The sequence below is a fragment of the Daejeonella sp. genome (genome assembly GCF_030684675.1).
Lineage (GTDB): Bacteria > Bacteroidota > Bacteroidia > Sphingobacteriales > Sphingobacteriaceae > Daejeonella.
Window position 1 is genome coordinate 105,998 of record NZ_JAUXXZ010000033.1, and the last position, 23,804, is coordinate 129,801.

25 protein-coding genes, 1 pseudogene and 1 riboswitch are annotated in these 23,804 nt (G+C 37.5%); of the genes and pseudogenes, 7 read left to right on the forward strand and 19 right to left on the reverse strand.

The genetic code is table 11. The features are described 5' to 3' along the window. Nucleotides 1-195: 195 nt before the first annotated feature. From Q8M41_RS07000 to Q8M41_RS07050, 11 genes are all read right to left on the reverse strand, one after another. The gene (locus tag Q8M41_RS07000) at nucleotides 196-1,509 is read right to left on the reverse strand and encodes a deoxyribodipyrimidine photo-lyase (RefSeq protein ID WP_305364532.1); all 1,314 of its coding nucleotides are present in this window, start codon (nucleotides 1,507-1,509) and stop codon (nucleotides 196-198) included. A 24-nt stretch (nucleotides 1,510-1,533) separates the two neighbouring features. Continuing rightward, nucleotides 1,534-2,460 (reverse strand): TIGR01777 family oxidoreductase, encoded by a 927-nt coding sequence (locus Q8M41_RS07005; protein ID WP_305364533.1) that lies wholly within the window; start codon nucleotides 2,458-2,460, stop codon nucleotides 1,534-1,536. A gap of 20 nt (nucleotides 2,461-2,480) precedes the next feature. Then, nucleotides 2,481-2,999 carry an SRPBCC family protein gene (locus tag Q8M41_RS07010; protein WP_305364534.1) on the reverse strand — a complete coding sequence of 173 codons (519 nt, stop codon included), beginning with the start codon at nucleotides 2,997-2,999 and terminating at the stop codon, nucleotides 2,481-2,483. Nucleotides 3,000-3,007: 8 nt separating this feature from the next. Then, the gene (gene idi, locus Q8M41_RS07015) at nucleotides 3,008-3,547 is read right to left on the reverse strand and encodes an isopentenyl-diphosphate Delta-isomerase (RefSeq protein WP_305364535.1); all 540 of its coding nucleotides are present in this window, start codon (nucleotides 3,545-3,547) and stop codon (nucleotides 3,008-3,010) included. Between the two features lie 2 nt (nucleotides 3,548-3,549). Then, nucleotides 3,550-4,017: a hypothetical protein gene (locus Q8M41_RS07020; RefSeq protein ID WP_305364536.1), complete on the reverse strand. Its 468-nt coding sequence runs from the start codon at nucleotides 4,015-4,017 to the stop codon at nucleotides 3,550-3,552. Continuing rightward, nucleotides 4,014-4,850 carry a squalene/phytoene synthase family protein gene (locus tag Q8M41_RS07025; protein ID WP_305364537.1) on the reverse strand — a complete coding sequence of 279 codons (837 nt, stop codon included), beginning with the start codon at nucleotides 4,848-4,850 and terminating at the stop codon, nucleotides 4,014-4,016. Before Q8M41_RS07025 ends, Q8M41_RS07020 begins: the two co-directional genes overlap by 4 nt. Then, nucleotides 4,851-6,326 (reverse strand): NAD(P)/FAD-dependent oxidoreductase, encoded by a 1,476-nt coding sequence (locus Q8M41_RS07030; protein WP_305364538.1) that lies wholly within the window; start codon nucleotides 6,324-6,326, stop codon nucleotides 4,851-4,853. Further along, nucleotides 6,326-7,237: a MerR family transcriptional regulator gene (locus Q8M41_RS07035; protein ID WP_305364539.1), complete on the reverse strand. Its 912-nt coding sequence runs from the start codon at nucleotides 7,235-7,237 to the stop codon at nucleotides 6,326-6,328. Before Q8M41_RS07035 ends, Q8M41_RS07030 begins: the two co-directional genes overlap by 1 nt. Nucleotides 7,238-7,330: 93 nt before the next feature. Next, entirely contained in the window at nucleotides 7,331-7,732 is a 402-nt protein-coding gene (locus tag Q8M41_RS07040) for a hypothetical protein (protein ID WP_305364540.1), read from the reverse strand. A 13-nt stretch (nucleotides 7,733-7,745) separates the two neighbouring features. Then, the gene (gene hemF, locus Q8M41_RS07045; protein ID WP_305364541.1) at nucleotides 7,746-8,657 is read right to left on the reverse strand and encodes an oxygen-dependent coproporphyrinogen oxidase; all 912 of its coding nucleotides are present in this window, start codon (nucleotides 8,655-8,657) and stop codon (nucleotides 7,746-7,748) included. Nucleotides 8,658-8,720: 63 nt separating this feature from the next. Further along, on the reverse strand, nucleotides 8,721-9,950 hold the full coding sequence (locus Q8M41_RS07050) for an MFS transporter (protein WP_305364542.1): 1,230 nt from the start codon (nucleotides 9,948-9,950) through the stop codon (nucleotides 8,721-8,723). A 127-nt stretch (nucleotides 9,951-10,077) separates the two neighbouring features. Between Q8M41_RS07050 and Q8M41_RS07055 the strand changes: the two genes are divergently transcribed. Genes Q8M41_RS07055 through Q8M41_RS07065 form a run of 3 tightly spaced genes read left to right on the forward strand, consistent with a single transcriptional unit; the run spans nucleotide 10,078 to nucleotide 12,641 of the window. Further along, nucleotides 10,078-10,563: a DUF4442 domain-containing protein gene (locus Q8M41_RS07055; protein ID WP_305364543.1), complete on the forward strand. Its 486-nt coding sequence runs from the start codon at nucleotides 10,078-10,080 to the stop codon at nucleotides 10,561-10,563. Between the two features lie 12 nt (nucleotides 10,564-10,575). Beyond that, the gene (locus Q8M41_RS07060; RefSeq protein ID WP_305364544.1) at nucleotides 10,576-11,199 is read left to right on the forward strand and encodes an RNA-binding domain-containing protein; all 624 of its coding nucleotides are present in this window, start codon (nucleotides 10,576-10,578) and stop codon (nucleotides 11,197-11,199) included. Nucleotides 11,200-11,255: 56 nt separating this feature from the next. After that, complete coding sequence (locus Q8M41_RS07065) at nucleotides 11,256-12,641, forward strand: MATE family efflux transporter (protein WP_305364545.1); 1,386 nt, start codon at nucleotides 11,256-11,258, stop codon at nucleotides 12,639-12,641. 218 nt (nucleotides 12,642-12,859) lie between these two features. On the opposite strand, the gene Q8M41_RS07070 is transcribed toward Q8M41_RS07065, so the two are convergent. The 3 genes from Q8M41_RS07070 to Q8M41_RS07080 form a co-directional block, all read right to left on the reverse strand. After that, nucleotides 12,860-13,762 carry a histone deacetylase gene (locus Q8M41_RS07070; protein ID WP_305364546.1) on the reverse strand — a complete coding sequence of 301 codons (903 nt, stop codon included), beginning with the start codon at nucleotides 13,760-13,762 and terminating at the stop codon, nucleotides 12,860-12,862. Between the two features lie 5 nt (nucleotides 13,763-13,767). Beyond that, entirely contained in the window at nucleotides 13,768-14,571 is an 804-nt protein-coding gene (locus tag Q8M41_RS07075; RefSeq protein WP_305364547.1) for a hypothetical protein, read from the reverse strand. Nucleotides 14,572-14,650: 79 nt separating this feature from the next. Next, complete coding sequence (locus Q8M41_RS07080; RefSeq protein WP_305364548.1) at nucleotides 14,651-15,130, reverse strand: GAF domain-containing protein; 480 nt, start codon at nucleotides 15,128-15,130, stop codon at nucleotides 14,651-14,653. Nucleotides 15,131-15,323: 193 nt separating this feature from the next. Here Q8M41_RS07080 and Q8M41_RS07085 point away from each other — a divergent pair, with 193 nt between their 5' ends. The 4 genes from Q8M41_RS07085 (at nucleotide 15,324) to Q8M41_RS07100 (ending at nucleotide 18,570) form a co-directional block, all read left to right on the forward strand. Further along, nucleotides 15,324-15,797: a hypothetical protein gene (locus Q8M41_RS07085; protein ID WP_305364549.1), complete on the forward strand. Its 474-nt coding sequence runs from the start codon at nucleotides 15,324-15,326 to the stop codon at nucleotides 15,795-15,797. Nucleotides 15,798-15,921: 124 nt separating this feature from the next. Next, nucleotides 15,922-16,644: a DUF3291 domain-containing protein gene (locus Q8M41_RS07090; RefSeq protein ID WP_305364550.1), complete on the forward strand. Its 723-nt coding sequence runs from the start codon at nucleotides 15,922-15,924 to the stop codon at nucleotides 16,642-16,644. Continuing rightward, on the forward strand, nucleotides 16,641-16,898 hold the full coding sequence (locus tag Q8M41_RS07095) for a hypothetical protein (RefSeq protein ID WP_305364551.1): 258 nt from the start codon (nucleotides 16,641-16,643) through the stop codon (nucleotides 16,896-16,898). Before Q8M41_RS07090 ends, Q8M41_RS07095 begins: the two co-directional genes overlap by 4 nt. 1,141 nt (nucleotides 16,899-18,039) lie before the next feature. Beyond that, complete coding sequence (locus Q8M41_RS07100) at nucleotides 18,040-18,570, forward strand: DUF6580 family putative transport protein (RefSeq protein ID WP_305364552.1); 531 nt, start codon at nucleotides 18,040-18,042, stop codon at nucleotides 18,568-18,570. 124 nt (nucleotides 18,571-18,694) lie between these two features. On the opposite strand, the gene Q8M41_RS07105 is transcribed toward Q8M41_RS07100, so the two are convergent. From Q8M41_RS07105 to Q8M41_RS07125, 5 genes and pseudogenes are all read right to left on the reverse strand, one after another. Next, on the reverse strand, nucleotides 18,695-19,759 hold the full coding sequence (locus Q8M41_RS07105; protein ID WP_305364553.1) for a carbon-nitrogen hydrolase family protein: 1,065 nt from the start codon (nucleotides 19,757-19,759) through the stop codon (nucleotides 18,695-18,697). A 115-nt stretch (nucleotides 19,760-19,874) separates the two neighbouring features. Further along, a complete protein-coding gene (locus tag Q8M41_RS07110; RefSeq protein ID WP_305364554.1) occupies nucleotides 19,875-20,558 on the reverse strand; it encodes an NAD-dependent deacylase in 684 nt (227 codons plus the stop codon). 59 nt (nucleotides 20,559-20,617) lie between these two features. Then, on the reverse strand, nucleotides 20,618-21,310 hold the full coding sequence (locus Q8M41_RS07115; RefSeq protein ID WP_305364555.1) for an ATP-binding protein: 693 nt from the start codon (nucleotides 21,308-21,310) through the stop codon (nucleotides 20,618-20,620). Nucleotides 21,311-21,381: 71 nt separating this feature from the next. Further along, nucleotides 21,382-23,280 carry a TonB-dependent siderophore receptor gene (locus Q8M41_RS07120; RefSeq protein WP_305364556.1) on the reverse strand — a complete coding sequence of 633 codons (1,899 nt, stop codon included), beginning with the start codon at nucleotides 23,278-23,280 and terminating at the stop codon, nucleotides 21,382-21,384. A 102-nt stretch (nucleotides 23,281-23,382) separates the two neighbouring features. Then, nucleotides 23,383-23,574: riboswitch (cobalamin riboswitch) on the reverse strand. Nucleotides 23,575-23,676: 102 nt separating this feature from the next. Beyond that, nucleotides 23,677-23,804 (reverse strand): annotated as a pseudogene (locus tag Q8M41_RS07125) (IS630 family transposase); the annotation flags it as partial.

The window sequence follows — 23,804 nt, forward strand, 5'->3', positions numbered from 1 at the left end:
ATAATTATCTGTTAAAATAAAACCGCTTTTCAGCCTTGCGAAGTTAATAAATTTCACGGTTTAAAGAGGCAGTTTCAAAAAATATTACATTCAGATATGTGCCTTTAGCAAGGCGGCAAGGGAAATCAAAATAAAGATGTAGATTATTAAAAAGATGAATTAATGAAGCATCAGAAAACTATGAAGAGAACAAAATTACTTCACAAATGCCTCGTTAAGAGCAGCTTTGTACCTCTCTAAGGCACGTTTTCTTGCAAATTCATGCTGGACAATCGGGATCAGATAGTCCACTTTGAAATCCCTGATCCAGGTTTTAATATAGATTAGTTTGGGATCAAATTTAAGAGTTTGAGCCGTAGGGTTGAATATCCTGAAATAAGGAGCTGAATCACAACCGCTGCCTGAAGCCCATTGCCAGTTGCCATTATTGGAAGAAAGCTCAAAATCAAGGAGTTTCCTTGCAAAATAAGCCTCTCCCCATCTCCAGTCTATTAACAGATGTTTACAAAGAAAACTTGCAACAATCATTCGAACCCGGTTATGCATCAGCCCTGTTTCATTTAACTGTCTCATGCCGGCATCCACAATAGGATAACCCGTTTCTCCCCTGCACCAGGCTTCAAATTCCCGTTCATCATTTCTCCATTCTATCTGATCATACTTTTTCTTGAAACTATTATGTATAACATGAGGATAATGATAAAGTATCATCATAAAAAACTCCCTCCAGATCAGTTCATTTAACCACTGTTCATTCCACTGAACCGCAAGTTTTATCAGATAGCGAACACTTAACGTTCCGAAACGTAAAGCTGTACTGATCTGACTTGTACCATTTACCGAGGGTAGATTTCGTGTTGAATGATAATTCCGTATAAGATCTTCTGATATATTGATTGATGGTAAATTAAACTCAGGAACTACAAAACCAATATCTTCAAGATCGGGCACTGATAAAGGGCCAATCTGAAGGCACTTTGATAAATAACTTTCCGATGGATACTCCGGAAGGCTTAATTTGGAAAAAGCCTCCTTCCATCGTCTGGAATATGGAGTAAAAACGGTATAGGGTGTCCCGTCGGACTTCATGATATCCGACTTCTCGAAAACTACCTGATCCTTGAAAGTATGGAATGGAATACCTGTACCTGATAGAAATTCAGCAACTTTTGAATCCCGATTTATTGCGTAGGGCTCATAGTCATGATTAGTATAAACCTCTTTTACGTCAAATTGCTCCTTCAGCTTCTCAAGAGCAGGTATAACCTCATCATGAATTACCAATAGTGATGAACCATAAGTTTTAAGTTTATCATTAAGCTTTTTGAGCTGATTATGAATAAAAAGTATTCTTTTATCATCCCTGTCTGTAAGTTTCTTAAGAATTCCAGGATCAAAAATAAAGACCGATAGTACAGGATAATTACTCATTAATGCATGGTACAATGCCGCTTGATCATTTAGTCGTAAATCCCTTCTTAACCAGCAAATACTTATCTCTTTCTTCATCAATCAAATAGAATTTTCAGGAATTTAATGAGAGTAGATTTCTGATAAAGCGGCATCCAGGCCCTGATAACGGAAATGAAAGCCCATATCCATCAGTTTCTGAGGTGAAGTCCTTGTGCTATTGAGAATCAAAGTACTCATTTCACCAAGCATGGTCTTCAGCATGAACTCGGGAACATTTACAGGCCATACCGGTCTGAAAAGTTTCTTTGCCAATATTTTGGTAAACTCATAATTAGTAACCGGATAAGGAGTACAAGCATTAAAAGTTCCTGAATAGTGAGGATTTTCGATTGCTTTTTCAAAAATTGACGCTAAATCGGTCAGATGTATCCAGGGCATCCATTGCTTTCCGGTTCCCAGAGGGGTCCCAACAAAAAAACTTACCGGCCTTGCTAGTTCTGAAAGCGCCCCACCCTGTTTTGAAAGTACGATGCCGATTCTCAACTTAACTACTCTGATACCGGATTTAACTCCTTCGTCTACAACGGCCTCCCATTGTTTACAACAATCTGCTAAAAACCCCGTACCACTTGCACTTTGTTCATAAAGTATTTCATCGTTTCGGTCACCATAATATCCTACTGCAGAGGCAGATATAAATGTTTTAATAGGAGCTTTAATAGCATTTATTGTATTATATAGTAACTGGGTTGACCTAATCCTGCTATCGACAATTTCCTGCTTACGTTGTTTGGTCCAACGCTTATCAGCAATACCTGCACCAGCAAGATGAATGATGGTATCTATCCCCTCAAAAGCTTTCAGATCAATCAATTGTTTATCTATATCCCAATTATAAGTGCTTACACCTTTTAAATTTGAACTTTGTCTGGAAAGCACAAAGACTCTATGACCCTTTTCCAGCAGGTTTTTTATAAGTCTCGTACCTATCAGGCCACTAGCACCGGTTATTAGTATATTTCTGTTTGAATTAATATCAGAGTTCATGTTGCGATAATAAGAGTCAATTATGTAGGATAAGACTGATTAAAATTATTTAATAATCCAGAAAAAACAGAACCCTGTTTTGAAGTCCCAAAGATTTTATCAAGGGCCTTTTCGCGAAACCGAAAGATATCCTTAACCTTTTCCCTCACAAATAAACTATGAGCTATTTGCCCGATTATACCGAAAGGAATCTGATATTTTATTTCATCCTGCATTAAGATCCCATTTCCCTGCTGAATAAAAGTGTGCGTATGCTCCCATATTTTGTAAGGTCCTTTCAATTGCTTGTCTGCGAAGCTATGTGGCTTATTTACATTAATAATCTCAGTTTGCCATTTCAAAGGAATTCCAAATGCAGGTTTTACAATATAATCTATTATCATGCCTTCATAAATCTCCTTTTCATCAAGATTACTCAAAATTTTAAAATCCATTTCAGGCGGAGTAATACGAGCGAGATTTTTTGCGGATGAAAAAAAATCCCATGCCTCATCAATACTTACAGGTAAAAGATGTTCAGTTTTAAAATAATATATCATGATTTGATTTAATAAGATTGGGTATGGTCGACTAGCTTAAGAAAGCAAATTTTAAGCCATTCTGTAAACTTTTCAGGATACGACTCAATTTCTTTTCCGAGTTCAATGAGATTAATGTATTTCCATTCCTTTACTTCAACATAATTCAATACCGGTAAATCGTCAGTATACCCTACATAAACATGATCAAATTCATGCTCGGTGAGTCCATTGGAAAATTTACACTTATACATAAAACTAAAACTAAACTCCAGATTACAGTCCATACCCATCTCTTCCATTAATCTGCGTTTACAAGCATCAATTGTCTTCTCACCAGGTTTCGGGTGGCTACAACAGGTATTTGTCCAAAGCCCGGGAGAATGATATTTCCCATCGGCTCTTTGCTGCAGAATAAGTTCATTTTTAGAGTTAAATACAAAAACCGAAAATGCCCTGTGCAGGAGTCCGAGTTGATGCACTGATAGCTTATCATGAATACCTGTCTCATTATCCTGATTATCCACAAGAATCACTAACTCGTCAGCTCCTTCGAAGGTATCTTTCATTATTAGCTTGCTTTTTTAAGATAAGTACTGATTATATTCTTAAGCTTTTGATCATTCAACCTGTTCAGTGACTGAAGCAAAAACACTCTGTCATGTTCCTTATTATCACTATAATTTAGGAATGAGGGCACATTGGTTTGAATCGTATACCTAAGGAATCTCAACTCTATATTCTTTTGGTCAAATTGAATAGCCTTTTCAAGCATCAGCTTACCTTTTTTAAAATATGATAATTTACTAAAGGGGTTAATCAAATGTTTGGCCATCAGCATAGTAGTACTTGCTCTGTATCCTAAAAAAAGTGCATTATTCTTATCATTATAAGGTTCCAGGAGTTTAATCAGTTCAACGCATACCTTTTGAGATGATTCTGCTTTATAAAATAGTACCCGTATATCTTCAATCTCAGGAGTTTTTGCTGAGCTCAAAAGACTCTGGATCAGAAAAAAACAAAGCAGATAAGCCTTCATACCCAGTTTAATTTGTTCTGAACCATACAATTGACCATGATTCCAAGTTTCTTACCGTTATTTATTCTAACCCTTTCAGTTAATATTTTTTTAGGTGGAAGTTTTTTGATCTTATTAAACAAAGCTTTATAATAAACATAAGCCAGATAAACCCCTCCTCTCGAGGTACTTGGAAGTAATTTTATACCTTTCAATGCTATCCGAAAATCGTTTTCTATATCTTTCTCGATCTGTTCTTTGGCAGCCGATGTGAATTCAGAAATATCCACATCCGGAAAATAGGTTCTACCTAAAACCTGGTAATCATCTTTCATATCTCTCAGGAAATTCACTTTTTGAAAGGCAGCCCCAAGCTTCATGGCATAAGGTTTAAGCTCATTAAATTGGTTCAGATTACCACCTGTAAACACATGAAGACACATCAGTCCTACTACTTCTGCAGAGCCTAAAATATACTGCTGATACTTTTCAGCGGTATAATCAACCTTATCCAGGTCCATCTCCATACTTTGTAAAAAGGTTTCAATAAGATCTAAGTCCATATTGTGCTCATGAACCGCATTTTGGAAGGAATTCAGGATCGGATTGAGTGAAATCCGGTTCTCTATAGCCTCATAAGTTTCAATCTTAAATTTTGCAAGCAGAAGTTTCTTATCAAAACCCTCAAAGCTGTCTACAATCTCATCTGCAAGACGTACAAAGCCATAAATAGAATAAACAGAATCTCTAAGGCTGTTATTCAGACAGTAAATTCCGAATGAAAAGCTAGTGCTATAAGCCCTTGTGGTCATTTTACTGACTTTAATAGAAAGATTATCAAACAGAATTTTCATCTATTTTTGATTTAAATGTTTAATCATCTGTCCGGCAGCTACTTTCCCCGAAATAATTGAAGGCGGTACCCCCGGACCAGGAACCGTTAGTTGCCCGGTATAAAAGAGATTTTTCACCTTCTTATTTCTGATACTGGGTTTAAGATTTGCCGTTTGCAATAAGGTATTAGCCAATCCGTAAGCATTTCCTTTATATGCATTATAATCAGTTATAAAATCACTGGTACAATAGGATTTCTTATACTCAATGGCCGTACTAATATCTTCCTGTATATGTTTGTTCAATCGTGTGATCATTAAATTAAAATATTTTTCACGAAACTCTTCCGTATCCGTAAGTCCCGGAGCCAATGGCATTAAAAGAAACAAATTCTCATTGCCTTCTGGTGCAATATTATCATCTGTTTTGGAAGGACAACAGACATAAAAAAGTGGTTTTGCAGGCCATTGTGGTTTTTTATAAATCTCCATAGCATGCTGCTCCAGGTCTTCATCAAAGAAAAGAGTGTGATGACTAAGTTTTTTAATCCTTTTGCTCAAGCCGATATAGTAAATAAGGCACGAGGGAGCAAAAACCTTGTTCTTCCAATACTTATCATCGTAATTTCTATGTTTCTCATCCAGTAGCTTACTTTCCACATGATGGTAATCGGCTGATGCAATTATCGCATCACAATCAATCTTATTGCCATTAACTAGTATTCCCGTTGCCAGATTATTTTCAATTATTATTTGTTCAACAGGAGAATTCAAATGAATCTTCGTACCATTTCGTTTGGCAACCTCCAGAAAACCATCAATTACTTTTCCAAAACCTCCATCAGGATACCATGTACCTAGTTTAAGCCCTGCATAATTCATTAAACTGTATAATGCAGGGGTATCCTGTGGCATGGCGCCAAGAAAAAGCACCGGAAATTCCATCAAGGCAATCAATCTGGGATCATTGAAGAACTTTCTGACATGTTTTCTGAACGAGCTGAAAACCTGAAGACGGAAAGTACCCTTGATAAGATCAAGGTCAGCAAACTCCATCAAAGACAATCCCGGTTTGTAAACCAAACTGCCCATACCCGTATCATATTTGAACTGGGCCTCCCTCATAAACCTATCAAGTTGCAGAGCACTACCCTTTTCAATAGACTCAAACATTTGGGAGAGCTCAACATAGTTTTCAGGAACCCTCATAATCTCAGATTGAGGGAATACAATATCAAAAGATGGGTTTAGGAGCTTTAGTTGATAAAAATCAGAGACCTTATAACCGAAATCAGAGAAAAATTTTTCAAAAACATCGGGCATCCAGTACCAGCTCGGACCCATGTCAAAAACATATCCATTTTCTTTTAACTGCCTTGCCCGACCACCTGGCTGTGGATTTTTTTCATAAACATGTACCTCATGCCCCGCTGCCGACAAATAAGAAGCTGCGCTTAAACCTGAAAAACCTGATCCGATGACAATAATTTTTGCCATTATCTACTTAAATTATTGCTTAAAATTTCATTCAAACCAAGTGTTCTTTCAATATCTACCACTGAAGACAGGTATTCTGCATTCTGCGGATATTTTATGCTTGAAATCAATTTATGATTACCAGCCAGGTATATTTTATCACCTGAAAAGTACTCATTTATACCTTCGATATCTTTTTGAATCTGGTCTGGCAGATCAAAATGAATCAGAAACATCAATAAATAATCGGGTTTTGTATCAATAACAGCTGATTTTAACGATTTTATTGGAACATTACTACCTAAATAAATCACTTTATGGCCTGAAAGTCTGATTAAAAAATTAGCATATAATAATGGTAATTCGTGAAATTCATTTTCAGGAAGGAAAAGCAACCAGGTTTTCTTGGTTGAATCAGGTAAGGGCAGTGAATCAATAGCGGCTGATAATTTTTGATGAAAAATATTGCTTATAAAATGTTCACTGATAGTAGGCAGGATATCACTAGCCCAAAGCAAACCTATTCGGTTCATTAAAGGATATATTACCGTTTTATAGGTGTCTCTAATTCCGTAGGCTGAAAAACTTAAAGAAAGTATATGTTCAAAATGGCCAGAATCAAAAGACATCCCGGCAGCAATCAGCTGATTTATATAGTATTCTGCAGTATCACTTGAGTCAATTCGTCCTGAATCATGAATCATTTGGAATAATGTATCATCACTCATAGAACATAATTGGGACACTTTATGCCCTTGTTCCATCAGACTAACAATATTAAGAAGACGCCTTAACTGTTTATCGTCATAATACCTTGTATTTCCCTCAGAACGCTCAGGCTTTAAAGCATCATACCTCTGCTCCCATATTCTGATTGTATGGGGCTTGATTCCTGAAAATTGAGCTAATTGAGAAATGGAGAATAAATTCATTGTTTAAATTTAAAACAAAAAATTTAAACAAAATGATTTTACACAGCAATATTACAATTAAATGAAATTTAATTGCAAACCAAAACTAAAGGACTACTTAATTTTTTTCCAGTACTCCTCGACAATCATTCCATTGGGTAAAACGCCATTTATTGTCAGTTTGTCTTGATCCACTATAAATTTATAGGCAATGGTAACATCCGTATTTTGCGAGGGTCGACTACTAAACGTACTTGTAATCAGCACACTATCTCCTTTTATTTCATAAATACCTGAATTATATAATTCGGGAGGATTATTGCCTTCAAGCATAAAAGCTTCGTAGGTATTAGCAGCATAGGTTCTTTGCATTTGAAATTCGTCAGAAGCTTTCTGGGTTCTGCCATTGTAAATACCCCCATCATACTGCCATGTTCCCTTCAGGGAACCAGTGCTGCATGATGAAATTAGAACCAGGCACATCAAAACAGACGAAATATTAAAAAGTTTTTTCATGATTTTAATTATATCAGGAAACCCAATTTATCTCCTTTTTTAGAAATTGCATAGTCTTTTCTTCCTCAGAATCTGCTGTTGCGATAAAATCATAGACCCAATTTGCCTGAGGCGGCAGACTCATCAAAATGGATTCAATTCTACCATTGGTTTCCAGGCCGAACTTGGTTCCTGAGTCATAAACCAGATTGAATTCCACATATCGGCTCCGGCGCTGGAATTGCCAGAGTTTTTGTTCTTCAGTAAACGATTTGTTTCTGTTTCTTTGAATAAGTTCAGTATAGGCAGGCAAAAAAGTCTTGCCAACTGCCTTGGAAAATTCGAAAATATCCGCCCATTCAAGACCTGTTGATTGTGGGGTTAAACGGTCATAAAATATTCCCCCAACACCCCTGGTCTCCTGACGGTGTTTAATATAAAAATAATCATCAGCCCACTTTTTAAACTTGGTATAGAATTCAGACTGAAATCGATCACAGGTTTGTTTTAGTTTGGTATGAAAAAAACGCGCGTCGTCCTCAATCACATAATGTGGAGTGAGGTCAATTCCGCCCCCAAACCATCGCAAGTCCTTACCTGATTCGCCGGTCATTTCAAAGTATCGGATATTCATGTGAATAATCGGCACCCAGGGATGATTTGGATGGATGACAATTGACACACCTGTTGCAAAAAAATCATCATCGGTAACTCCAAAAGCTTTCTTTATATTTCCAGGAAGTTTGCCATAGACAGCAGAAAAATTTACACCACCCTTTTCAATGATGCTTCCGCCTTGAATTATACGCGTACGACCGCCACCACCTCCATCCCTTTGCCATAACTCCTCCTGAAATTTAGCTGAACCATCAGCGAGTTCAAGTCCGGCACATATTTCATCCTGAATCAGCTGATAAGCTTCAGCTATCTTCTCTTTCGTAATCATCCCTCAAAAATGATGTTTTTTTAATTAGATCCTGAAAGCAATTCTCAACATGCTCAATTCTGATCAGCTTATTTCAAGATAATCCAGATCCTTACCAAAGGTTTCCTTAAGTTGATATAAAGCAATTAAGGCTATAGCTAAGGATACGAACCCAACAACTAATGCACTGTTAATTATGCCCAAACTACCTTTTAAAGCTGTAAATGAAAGAGTTGCCAGTACCAGAGATCCTCTTACAAAATTAGGTACAGTAGTGGTTACGGTTGCTCTTAGATTTGTTCCAAACTGCTCTGATGCAATCGTTACAAAGGTTGCCCAATAGCCGGATGAAAAACCAAGGAATAATACAAGCCATATAAACTGTTGCGAATTCATTCCCTCAGCATTCAGGTAAACTACAATGCTTACCCCTGTAAGCAATAGAAAAACAAGCATAACTTTTTTTCTTGAACGCCACATCTGGCTCATAAAGCCGGCAACTATATCTCCGATGGCGATACCTATATAGCAGTACATAATACCAGTTCCTGCAGAAAGTGGCTCCGTTGCATTTAATTCCTTACCAAATTCAGGCGAGAAAGTAACAAGCACTCCTACTACAAACCATAGCGGAATCCCAATTAATATGCAACTCAGATACTTTTTAAACCGTTTTCCATCCGAAAAGAGCATAAAAATATTCCCTCTGCTTACTCCATCGTTCTTTAAATTTTTAAACATACCTGACTCTGCCAAACCTACACGCATGCCAAGGAGCAGCAATCCCATAATCCCTCCAATTATATAAGATGTTTCCCAGGCATAATTCTCTCCAACTATCGCAGCAGCAACTGCCCCCATAAGTCCTACACCTGCTACGATCATTGTGCCATAGCCCCTATTTTCCTTGCTCATCGTTTCAGTAACCAGGGTAATTCCGGCACCCAGCTCCCCTGCAAGACCGATTCCGGCAATAAAACGAATAATCGCATACTGCTCAACGGTTGTGACAAAACCATTGGCAAGATTTGCCGCTGAGTATAATAATATAGATCCGAAAAGCACACTCAGGCGTCCCTTTTTATCACCCAAAACACCCCAAAGAATTCCTCCAATCAACATCCCAAACATCTGGCTGTTAATCAGCATAGTACCAACGTCGAGCAAATCACCTTCAAGAACTCCAAGTCCTTTCAAACTTTTAATCCGAATAACAGAAAAGAGGATCAGGTCATATATGTCAACAAAATAGCCTAATGCCGCTACGATGATAATTAATTTAACATTTTTTTTATTTACAGCATCCTGATCCATATGATTTATTTTATCCTACAATCTACAAACAAAATTGAAAAACCAAAACAAGAGCTTAATTCATTTTAAGCAATATGATCTCAGCGATATTTTTTAATATCAAGTCAATTTGCGGATATTTGCAAGGATGGTTATATCAGAAAACACGCTCAAATGGGCAATGCGTTTTTATCCCCCGCTATTTTTTCAAAGAATCTGGGTAATTAAGTTTGATAAGGGCTTTACTGGAGTGCATGTAAAGATTTCTAAGAGCTTTTTGAATGTCAATTACAATCGAACCATCTTTGGGGGTACCATATTCAGTGCCTCAGATCCTTTCTTTGCCCTGCTTTTTGATCAGATACTCCAGAGAAGAGGCTTAAAATGCCGGGTGTGGCTAAAAAGTGCTGAGATCCGTTATTTAAAACCCGGAAATACTAATCTATATTTTACAATTTCACTCAGCGAAGAGCAAATTAAGGAGGCTGAAATAATATTGGGAACTGAGGGAAAATTTGTCAAGGCTTACCCGATGAATATATTTAATTCAGAGGGAGTACTTTGTGCTACTGTGATCAATGAAGTATATATTCGTAACCTGTTTAAGGGAGAAGAACAAACAATTGCCTACTAAAGATTATTGATCATGAATATCAGGAGACTAATTTTGGAGGGGGAAGGCGTAACACAGGATTTCAAAAAAAAAATAACCAGCTGCGAAAAAATTGCCAAAACAATGGTTTCATTCGCTAATAATAAGGGAGGCAGACTTTTGGTTGGGGTATCTGATGATGGAACTATAAGCGGTGTAAAGTCTGAAGATGAAGAAAAATATATGATTACCCGGGCAGCTCACTTTTACTGTAAACCAGCGCTCGAACCTAAATTTGAAGAGGTCTATCTCGATGATAAAACGGTTCTTGTTGCAGAAATAAATAAGAGTGAAATGAAACCCCATTATGCTCTTGGTGAAGATAAAAAATGGTGGGTCTACATCCGGGTAAAAGATAAAAGTGTGCTGGCCAGTAAAATTGTAATTGATGTACTGAAACGTGAAAATAATGAACATGGGGTTTTGCTTGAGTATTCTTCCAAAGAAAAAGCCCTCCTCGAGTACTTGAATGAACATGAACGAATCACTTCACTTGAATACAGTCAGATGCTCAACCTTTCAAGACGAAGAACTCACCGTATTCTTGTGAACCTGGTACTTTCAGGAGTAATCAGACTTCATACCACAGAAAAAGAAGAGTACTATACTGCTTCTTAATATAAAATAGTATACATTGCTATTTTACAGATACTTAAACACCTTAAAAATCTCTTTTGAAACGCATTTACTTCAAATATAAATCCCATTATCAAAGTAATCTTACACTGGCAATACCAGTTGTTATTTCACAGCTTGGGCATACGCTGGTACATACTGCTGACAGTGTTATTGTGGGGCATTTTGCAGGTACGATTCCTTTAGCTGCGGTCTCGCTGGTCAACAGTATTTTTATCATAGCTCTGGTTATTGGGATGGGTATTTCCTATGGACTCACCCCGCTGATTGCACAGGAGAGCGGGAAGAAAAACAATCAGGAGTGCGGGAAGCTTCTTGCGAATAGCTTGTTGATCAATGCAATCATAGGAATACTACTATACATCCTCATCTATTATGGTTCTCTATTGTTTATTGATAGAATGGATCAGGACCCCGATGTTGTGGCACAGGCAAAGCCCTATCTGGGTTTACTGGGCTTCTCAATCGTACCATTAATGATTTTCATGACTTTTAAGCAATTTGCCGAAGGACTCGGGTTCACCAAGCAGGCTATGATGATCTCTCTGTGGGGAAATCTCATTAATGTATGTCTGGGAATCATCTTTGTAAAAGGTTTATTTGGAGTTGAACCAATGGGTGTTAATGGTGTGGGCTGGAGTACACTTATCGACAGGACTATAATGGCTGTGGTCATGTGTATTTATGTATTAAGGTCAAAGTACTTTAAGGATTATCTGAAATCATTTAGCCATCAATCGATTGATAAAATCAGGTCTTTGAAAATTCTGAAAATTGGCACACCGGTGGCGCTTCAATATACCTTTGAAGTGACCGCTTTCAGCGTGTCAGCGATATTAATCGGTAGTATTGGCGCAGTAGAACAGGCAGCACATTTGGTGGCCATCAATCTGGCAGCAATAACCTATATGATGGCTAGTGGTATTTCTGCTGCAGCCACAATTAAAACAGGCAACAATTTTGGGAAAGAGGATTTCCTGAACCTCAGGCTTTCGGCCATATCAAGTTATCATATTGTATTGATCTTTATGGCTATAGCGGCCCTCTTATTTGCAGGACTTAATGAATATTTACCATGGATTTATACTTCAGATATGGCTGTAATTAGTATTGCGGCACAATTACTTATAATTGCGGCATTTTTTCAACTATTTGATGGAGCACAGATTGTCGGTTTAGGAATATTACGTGGAATAGGTGATGTTAATATACCAACATTAATCACTTTTATAGCCTATTGGGTTATTGGTATACCCACTGGATACTATCTTGGAATAGTTTTGGGATTGGGAGCAAATGGAATCTGGTATGGCCTGACCCTTGGCTTACTGGTTTCGGCTGGGCTACTCTTTACCAGATTCCATTATTTTTCTAAGAAGCTGGTTCGGCAAGCTCAAATAAAATTGATGCCACCGGAATTCTGATTTCATTAAAAATCTGAGATTGCATTTTTTTCAATCTATCTGTATGATCTTCAAGACGATCATTAATATTCATATATCTGATCAAATCGCCTGTTCTTGTATCAATAAACCTGTACCGCGTAAAATGTTGCTTTTCCATAGTACAAATTTACACTAAATTTATTGAAAATCAGCATTTTACGTAATCATAGATTTGTAAAATATTAAATATAATATGTCTAGAAGTATAGATCATGCGCAATCCGGTAGGTATTGCAGTGAGCTTCAACGATATCTGAAATCTTAGGGGAATAGCCCCCTCCCATACTTATTTGTATCGGCAGTCCCAAACTTCGACAGTAACGCAGCACCAATTCGTCCCTTTGTTTACATCCGGCTATGGAAAGATTGAGCTTACCCAGTTTATCGGTTGCCAGGACATCCACTCCTGCCAGATAAAAGATAAAATCAGGTTTAAACGAATCTATAACTAATTTCAGGTTCTGTGAAAGCAGTTTAAGGTATTCTGAATCATTAGTTCCATCAGTCAAGCCGATATCAAGATCAGATTGCTCTTTTCTGAATGGAAAATTCTTCTCCGCATGCATCGAAAAGGTAAAGACCCTTTCTTCCTTACTGAATATCTCAGCAGTACCATTTCCCTGATGCACATCTAAATCAATTATTAATATACGATCCGCTAAAGAATTACTCAATAAATAATTAGCGGCAATTGCCTGATCATTTAACAGACAAAAACCTTCAGCCCAGTTTGATCCTGCGTGATGTGTACCTCCTGCGACATTAAATGCGATCCCATGCCCCAAGGCATGAATACTGGCATCAATAGTACCGCGAGCTATTCTGATCTCACGATCAATTAATGTTGATGACAATGGAAAGCCTGACCGACGGACTTCAACATCACTCAGTTTCAAATCCCTAAGTCTTTCCCAGTAATTCTGCTCATGTGTCAACAAAATAATATCTTCATCCAGCTTCTCTGGTGAAAACAATGAATCACTGCTGATCAAGCCTTCATGCAGAAGCTGTTCAGGGATGAGTTCGTACTTAAGCATAGGGAAGCGATGCCCCTCCGGCAAGGGATGAACATAAATAGGATCAAATGCAATAAAAAGCAAGGAAATTAATAATTAACAGATGTTGGGGACTTATACTTTTTAAATATTCTGATGGTCAATGTAATCACAATGATCACAAAAGCTGCGTATGCTGCGTTAATCACATCTTCATAAAAGAGAGCATCTACTTGTTTTCGTTTCAAAATAATGCCATACAAGGCCCAAAGGACAACAAGTCCGAAAGGTATATTCCTCCTGACCAAAATAATGAACAAAGAAAGAAGAGTGGCTATACCTATCAGGATGATAACCCAATAACTTTCAGAAATTCCCATTCCATTCCAGCCTGTTGAAATTAACCAGGCACTGATATTGGCAATACTTGCAATACATATCCATCCAAAGTAAATGCTCAAAGGGAACTGTGTAAATATCTTTGTCTGAATTGATCGATCAGGGTTCGAAATATGGGCTCTAATACTGATTTTAATGAGGGTGAACAGCTGAATCAATATCAAAATGGCAGATAAAAATAGTTGTTCATTTACCCAGGCAATTAACCAAAGCCCTGTGGCAATACTATTCAGAACAAATAGCCATCCTATATTCTGGGTATCCTGATTGGTTTGACAGCTTGAGGTTTTCGCAAATGCTTTATAGAGATGGAATACACAAAATGCCAGCAGGGAGGTATAAATGAGCCCCCAAATAGCAAATGTAATCCCTGCCGGTGCGAAAACGGTATCATATTTTGCAGAAACCTGACCTACATCCTGGGTAGAAAGTGATTTTACCTGAACCAAGTATGACATCAATAGTTGAAAACCAAGAGTTATCAAATTCAGTATTGCCAATAATCTTGTTTTCATGGTATTTTAGATTAATAAAATATTGTTCAGAAAATAATTTTTAATCTAGCAAAAAAGGACCTGATTTATTAAGATTAATTCAGGAATTAAATTCAATAAGTCCCATAATCTGTGCAAGATAGGCTGCATCAGTTTCATCAAAACTATTTAATTCTGCACTGTCAACATCCAAAACACCGATTACCTTCTCATTTCTGATTATTGGTATCACAATTTCAGACTTTGAAGCAGCGCTACAGGCGATATGTCCGGGAAATACCTCAACATCAGGAATGATCAGGGTTTGTTCCTGCGCCCATGAGGCACCACACACTCCTTTTCCCTTCTTAATTCGGGTACAGGCAACCGGTCCCTGAAATGGGCCTAGAACCAGTTCATCATCTTTTACCATATAAAACCCTACCCAAAAGAAGTTGAATTGTCCTTTCAGGGCAGCACACACATTAGCCATATTGGCAATCTTATCATGCTCTCCTTCTAGTAAAGCAGAAATCTGAGGCAATAATGAATGGTATTGCTCCTCCTTACTCCCTGTAACAATTTTTAAATCTTCAGCCATACTGCAAAATTACAATTGATTTGTATTCAGCAATATTATAAAAATTTATCTTCATCATAACTTCATGTTCAATAACAAACTTTGTATTGAAAGATCAGGAATAATCAAAATATCGTACTGCAAATTAGTTATACGATAGTATACTATACTAAGATTTATATCCCTGACATAATTCACCTTAAAATAAACAGCTATGAAAAAATTAATTATCCTGGTAATCCTCTTTGCAGCATTGGGGACTACCGATACGCAGGCCCAATACCGTCAAGGACAAACTGTTTGGGGCCAAAATGACCAAAATGTTTACAGAGATGATCGTGGCGAATACCGTTATGAAGTGCGTGAGAGACGGGTTTGGATCCCTGAATATAGAACTGCCGGCATATTTGGTATAGGGAGCCGGAGAGTACCCGGACATTATGAAATGAGAAATGAGCGCGTCAGGGTATATTCAGATCAGAATAGAAAGCAACATCCGCACGGAATGCCTCCCGGACAAAGAAAAAAATCTAATAACAACTATGATCAACGGTACGAGCGTGACAGACACGATGATGATTATGGGAACCGACGATATGGTGATAATGATGACAGGAACCAGGATGGCCGTTATGATAGCCAAGGGAATCAAAAAGGCCATGGCAAAGGGAAAAATGACCGTGACTAAGAATTTTAATATTTAAGAATTAAAGTCTTCCTCTAATAGGGAAGACTTTTCTTTTTTATGACCTTAAGAATACATTTTGATAAATTACCTTTGGGATCTGAGCAAGAAATCGTTAAGATCAATTATGTTAGTTACAATAAGTATAGTACGATACAGACCACTATTCATTCCACTGGCAATCCTTGCTATGGCAATTCACCGCATTCCGCTTTCTTTAAATAAAGCCTGTACTTTCTGGAAATTGATGGGATGCGGTAAAAATGGCTCATTTGATCTCCAGCCCGACTGGCAGCAGTGGGCTTTACTGGCAATTTGGACTTCAGAAGAGGAATTTAACAGATTTAATGAAAACTCATTTATCGCATGGTGGTGGAAGAAATTTACAAAAGAACAATGGACACTTTTAAGTGTTCCATTAGCAAGTCATGGTAAATGGGATGGTAAAGACCCGTTTAAGATGGATAATTACGAAGCGAACTACAATGGACCGGTTGCGGTTTTAACCAGAGCTACGATCCGTCTGAATAAACTAACCCAATTTTGGGCCAATGTAGAACCTGTAGCCGAAATCATGACTAAAGCTCCCGGTTACATCTGCTCTGTTGGAATTGGTGAAGCTCCTTTCTTCAGGCAGGCTACCCTTTCAATCTGGAAGAGTATGGAAAGTATGAAAGCATTTGCATACGGCTCAGCTGAACACGCTGAAGTAATCCGAAAAACCAGAAAGCTTGATTGGTATAGTGAAGAACTATTTGCCAGATTCCGTTTAATATCAGGAAAAGGAAGCAATAAGGGGATAGACCCGATCAAAGAAATTCAACAAGATTTATTAAAAGCTAAGCAATGAGAGTAATAGCAGAACTGCCACATCCGGATTGTAAGATCACCTTATTCTCCATGAATCAAAAGTATATTATAAAACTGGAGAAGGGGACTTTTGAACAGATCTATAAAATATCAGAGCTTGACATCCCTAAAGGAGTGAATGGAGTGTTTCAGTTACTTGATTCAGATTTCATAAAATCAGCGGCCGAACGCTTTAACCAAATGAGGATTGATTTTAGTCAGGCATACAAAAGATATGATGAAAATAACATATAACTACTTGATAATTAGCACATTAATTAGACAAACAAAATTTTATTTGGAATTTAACACTATTATTGAGGTCTAATTTTAGTTTTATATAATATATAACTTAATATAAATTAATATAAATTACTGATATACACTAATTTATATATCATAACAAAATAATATTTCGGCACTTATATACATACTTAACCCAAACGAAATATCGTTCTGACAAGTTGTCAAAGTGCTGATAATCAGTTGTTTTTTAATGTAAAAGTGAATGTGAAGTGATTGTTTAGGTGTTTTAAAAACTGATTAGTATTCTGTTATAACTTTGGGGTATGAAAAAAGACCAAACCGAATCTATTAACCCCGAAGAATATGGCTTTTTACTAAAGCGGAGTGATAACAATGGTTACGCTTGTTACTCCTACCCTTCGATGAATGATTTCTCGTTAGAGTTAGAAATGATAGAGAATGTTTTTTCGTTAACGTATTTTCATAAAGAAGAGAGAATGGGTTATATGCAAACACCCCCAAACCAAATTCAAAGCGTCAAAAAGATACAAATCAACAAGGCCATCGTATTCAAGACATACATGTCCATAATAGCGCTGATTTTAATATTAAAGACTATTGGGATAAGTGGGGGGTGATCGTTAATACGATATTAGGTGTTATACCACAATTTTAGTTAATAAGAATAAAGACCTGCCTAAACTTAAATAATCCGTTTCGTTATTTTATAACTCCTCAGTATACGTACACACATATAGACGGCCATTTTTACCGAGCATGGAATAGCTGAATAACTTACAACCATTGTCCTATGCTTACGGACTCTTGCGCGTTTCGGCGTCTGATGTATCACCTTACTTTACGGCAGTTTTCGGGACTGTAACCCACGAGGTCTGCACCTCTTTAGCAACTTGACTAAGACACACGTTCAAATCGTACGTTTCGAGTAATTAACTCTCATCAGTTAGTCTTTATTCGTATGATTTTAAGAGATTTACGGGGCGTGAGAATCAAAAAAACTTTTGGTCACGTTTGTATATAAATGCCAATATTTTATTGGATAATAATGCCAAATTTATGGGAGGTTTGGCCATTATTATATATTTCAATACATTTTAAAAGCTAAGATTTTTTTTCCTATTTTTGAATCATGAAACATATCAACACAACCCGTTTTATAGTATTAACACTTCTTGTCATTGCAGCTGCGCTGACAAGGGCACTTCCCTATTTAATTCCACATATCTGGAACTTTACAGCAATTGGAGCTCTGGCAATATTTAGTGGTGCTCAGTTCAGTGATAAACGCTTGGCATTTATTATACCAATAGTAGCTATGGCTGTTTCTGACATCTTCATTGGAAATGGATTTAGTCTTGCAGTTTATACCGGCTTTGTTGTGATGGTTGGATGCGGATTCCTGATCAGAAACAAAGTAAATACAACCAATGTAATTTTAGCATCATTCATCAGTGCATCGGTTTTCTTCCTGATAACCAATTTTGCATTTTTGTACCCCGCTACAATATACCCCCGGAATATTTCAGGAATCCTGACTTCTTATGCTGCAGGCCTTCCATTCTTTAGAAATATGTTAATTGGTAATTTGGTGTTTTCAGCAGTATTATTTGGAAGCTTCTATCTTTTATCAAAAAGATACCCTGTTCTGGCGAAAGTTTAGATTGCAATTTTAGCAATAATATAAAGAATACCCGGACGTAATAATTCTGATTCTTGTAAGAAATCTTGAGTTATTACGTCCGGGTTTTTATTTATCGTTACATTTTATGATCTCTTGTATGGAATTAGGAAGAATATTTTTTGCGGGCTTCTAATTGTGCCTTTTCGCCTTCAGCAGTAACCTCTTCGTGAGTTTTAAGATTAAACTCTTTTAAAATATCCTTCACCAGGACATCAGGAGATAAACTTTCTATAATTGCCCATTCTTCCTCATGAAAAACTTTTATATCCACCCTGCGTCCGTATTTTTTTTGAACGGCGGGAAAATGTTGAACAAATGGCCATAAATGCAGGAAAGCTTTTTCCAAATTAACCGGACCCCAGCAAAGTTGAGGGTTCCAAAAACCTGTCTTTGCCAATTCCTCACCAGTAATATCACATATTTTACTGGTTCCTTTCCTGGTACTGGAAACTACCACACATTTATGCTTCCATGCAAGTGAATTAATCATTTGCCCGGCAGCAAAGGCTGAAGGGAAGAAAATGATCTCCGCACCCTGCTTCCGGTACATCTCCCATCCGTCATCCCACAATGAATCAAAGCAAATCTGAACCCCTATTTTTCCAAAATCCGTTTGAATAACAGGCTGAAATAAAGGTCCGGGCATAACTCCACTTTTTATCTCACCTTCTGTCGGGTGAATTTTATGATACGCTCCGACACGTTTCCCCTGCCGGTCAATCACAACAGCCGAAATATAAAACATTCCATGACCTGCAGGAGTATCAACAGCACAAATAGTATAGCAATTGTTTTTTTTAGAGAAATCAGAAAACTGCTTTAACACTTCTTCTGATTTACTTATCCTTTGTTGTACAGTGAACTTCCCATCCATTTTAGTATTTGCGATGTAGAAACATTCAGGCAGGCAAACTACATCGGGGTTAAAGGGTTCGATTCCCTTTAGAGATTCAATCACTCGTTTGACCATATCATCAGGTGTTTCTGCAGATAGTCTTTCCTGTGAAAAGCTTGCTATCCAAACCTCACGTGGAAGTTTTCCGGCTGGGTTTAAAGCACTGTCGCTTTTTAATGATTCAGCTAAGCCTATATTACCAATAGTAGTAAGACCAGCAGTTAATGCCGATTTTTTCAAAAAATTCCTTCTCGAGTTTTGCTGCATTTTCATTTGGATATAATTGTTTATAGGTTCAAACAAACTCCTTTAGTAAATGTAATGCTAATCTTCCAGATAGTTTAGTAGTACAGGCAGTAACAGCACCGAATCAAGAAAGGCTATCAACTCATTGATTTAACAAGCGCTTAACCAGCTCAGGAACTGCAGTAGCAGCATTTTCAGGGATCATTTCTATGTTTTTTGCAGATATCTCCATTGCCCTGGGATCTACCAGTATTTTTTTCGCTTTCGCCGGTACCAAATCAATAAGGCCTGCTGCCGGGTAAACCTTTAATGAGGTGCCTATTACTATGAATATATCGGCAAAATGACATTCTGTAGCAGCTTTTTCAATCATTGGAACAGCTTCTCCAAACCAAACAACATGTGGCCGTAGCTGAGAGCCTAATTCACATTGTTCTCCCATTTTTAATTCCGATCCTGAAATATCATAGGTTAGATTTGGATTTCTATCTGACTGGGATTTTGTAATCAGGCCATGTAAATGAATAATTCGCGAAGATCCGGCACGTTCATGCAGGTCATCAATATTTTGAGTAATAATGGTCACATCATACTTTTCTTCAAGTCTTACCAGAGCATAATGTGCAGCATTGGGTTTCGCTTCAAGAACAGATTTACGGCGCTCGTTATAAAAATCTTGAACCATATCCGGATTCCTGCTCCAGGCTTCCGGAGTAGCTACATCATATACATTGTGTCCTTCCCATAGTCCCCCTGAATCTCTGAAAGTCTGCAAGCCACTTTCAGCAGAAATACCGGCTCCGGTAATTACAACAATTCTTTTCATCTGTTTATGTTTATTTCTTTTTTTCCGCAATTGCGGGTTGGAACCTTTGATGATTTCTTTCAGGTAATATCCAGGTATAAAAATCCAGCATCTTCTTCCCCGTCAGTTTGTTTAATTTGCAAAGGCCTGAATACAATTTCTCCGGTTTCATAAGCTACAGGCTTTCGAAAAACCGGCCCATTATAACAAAACGTATGGAACTCACCATTTTCCCCGAAGGGATCAATTCCCTGAGGTAATTTTCTGAAGAAATCGGAATTTAGTTGTTTTCCAATCCAATCCATACCCAATTTATCAGATTGAACACAGCAAGTAATAGCTTCAAAACCTCCATCAGATAACTCTTTCTGAAGCTCAATCGAGCTACTCTTCCACAAAGGAAAATATGTTTTCAAACCCGCCCTTGATGCTAAGTCCTCACGGTATATCCGAAGGTCTTCGAGAAAAAAATCTCCAAACACAAGGGTATCAACACCCATTTCTATTAATTGTGTACAGGTTTTCAGAAAGACTTCTTCATAGGAGTAATTGTCAGGCTGATTCGATACCCACATTTTAATGATTGGAAATCCCAATTGTTCAGCTTGTCTGTCAAGTACTTTTTCAGCGATACCATGCATTGAAATCCGCTTGAATTCACTATTTAAAGTGCTTACAAGTCCTATTATCTCGAACTGCGGATTTTGCTTAAGCCTTTGTAATGCCATTGCTGAATCCTTACCTGCACTCCAGAATAAAACTGCCTTCTCCATAATTAATCTGTCCTAAAACAAAAATAGCGATGAATTTACATCCATCGCTATTTATTATTTGGTTTTACAACTTATCGGATGTCTAACTTAAAACCAGCGTTAAAATTGATTCCTTTGGTTTGATAGCCTGCAAATTCGACATAATTCTCATCCAGCACATTCTTAACATCGGTAAACAAGCTAAGTCTGGCTGAAGCTTTGTACTGAGCATAAATATCAAGTACATTAAATGAACCAAGTTCAGCTTCCACCGTTTTGAAAGTCTTACCATCAAAATATTTGTCTCTTCGGTCGCCTGTGAACTTATAAATCAGATTAAAGCTTAGAGTTTTACTTAAATCAAGACCAGCATTCAGTCCGAAAGAATTCTTTGGTCTTCTGAAGAGATTAAATGATGTACCTACCGGAGTGGTCACCTCCCCATCTACAAAAGCATAAAAAGCATTCAGATTCAGTAATCCATTGGGTTTGTAGCTTAGTTCTACTTCATAACCCTTATCATTCTGCTTATTTTGATTTATATAACCAAATTTACCAGCAGAAACCTGACCAAAATCAATTACATTTTCAATATCCCTCTTAAAATAAGAAAGGGAGAGATTTATTTGCGTCGTAAAATTCAGATCAAAGCCTGCCTCATAAGTACGGGATGTTTCGGGGCTGAGTGCTAAATTTCCATATTCTGAAAATAACTGATACAAGGATGGTACTCTGTAAGCAGATGAAATGTTAGCGTACAGTTTATAACGGTCTGCAATCAGATAGGATGGGTTTAAAGTATAGGTAAAGTTACTGCCGTATTCACTATGATCATTAAATCGACCACCTATCTCTGCCTGAAAACCCATTTTTGATTTAATAAAAAGAGATGTGAACAGACTTTTTATATTATTGTCTGCAAATAACCTTGAACTATATGGATTTCTCTGATCTGTACTTAGATTCCTGTATGAAATGCCACTTGCCACATCAATAAAATTATTGAAAGCATAATTGAGGTTACTTTCCAGGTGTGTAATATTCCCTGTATTATTGGTGATTGAACCCTGATTATTGTATTTATTGTTCAGCTTATTCTGGCTTAGATTGAAATTGAGAACGGCTTTATTAAAATCCAGCTTTCCACCTATTCCCGCCAGAAATGAAGATTTACTATAGGTATAGTCCTTTGCATCAGCAAATGCACCATTATCGAGGTCGGCGGCATTATTATTAGCCTGAAAATTTCCTCTTAGTAAAAAGTTTTTACTAACCTGCTGTCCCATGTTAAACATCATGGATTTCTGATGGAATCCATCCTTGTCAAAGCCAGGTTCAGCGTTGGCAGGCTGTGCAGAAGAGAAATTCTCTGAATCCAGATTAGAGGCATTGAATGTAAGAGATGTATTTTCGATTTGTCCGCTCAAACCCAAAACTTGCTTATAGGTCCCGTAACTTCCACCGGTAGCCAGAAGATTTGCCGCTAATTTGCCGCTACCTTTTCTGGTGATCACATTAATAACGCCTGCTACTGCGTCAGAGCCGTACAAAGTAGAATTTCCTCCTTTTAAAATTTCGATACGCTCGATATTCTCAATTGCAATGGATGAAATATTATATTCGCCAGATATTTCTGATGCATCATTGACAGGGATACCATCAATCAGTATCAGGGTATTAGCAGCACTTGCTCCACGGAGATACACAGCCTTAATATCTGCAGGATTACCTCCATTTCCTCCTATCGTCAAGCCAGCAACATTGTTTAACAGCTCGGGCAAAGTTCTGCCCTGACTTTTTGAAATTGTTTCTGCAGTGATTACCCGAACCACCTTTCCTATTTCCGATAATCTTTTGGGCGAACGGCTGGCAACTACCACCACTTCATCGAGATTTGAAACAGGTCTTTCCTGTGCCAGGGCACTGCTGTTTAGCAATACCAGTTGTGCAAGTCCCAGACTTACCCCAACGTAAAATTTTTTTGTTTTCATTTTGTTGTGAGTTTTTGTCCCACAGCAAACAGATAATGAAGGAATACCAGAAATGGATCCATTCTTGCGAATAGTCCTCTCCAAGCTTCAATCCCCGAAAGCTATGAATTATTATGCTGAGGCAGGTCTTCTGACTTACTCCCGGTTTATCCAGCCTTCCCATCCGCCTAAGGCGAAAAGTGGCTTAATTTTGGACCGTTATGGAGAACACAGCAGCGGGACTGTCCGGGATTCTAACCCGGTTCCCTTTTAATTCCGAATATGATTTCGGAAACCTAAAGCACTGCAAAAATAGCATAAGCTTAAACAAATCCAAATGAATTTGAGAATAGGTTGCTCTAATTTTAGGCTTAATAATTATCTTTAGAAAGAGGGATATGATGTACTAGTGTTATGTTAATTCTCAATTGACGGATAAAGTCTTTTCAATTTCACTCGTGCTTCTTTATTTGTGAACTGCCAATTTATTTTACAGATTTTATTATTTCTTTGATTTTGCCAGGCACTAACTTGCGCGGCTATTT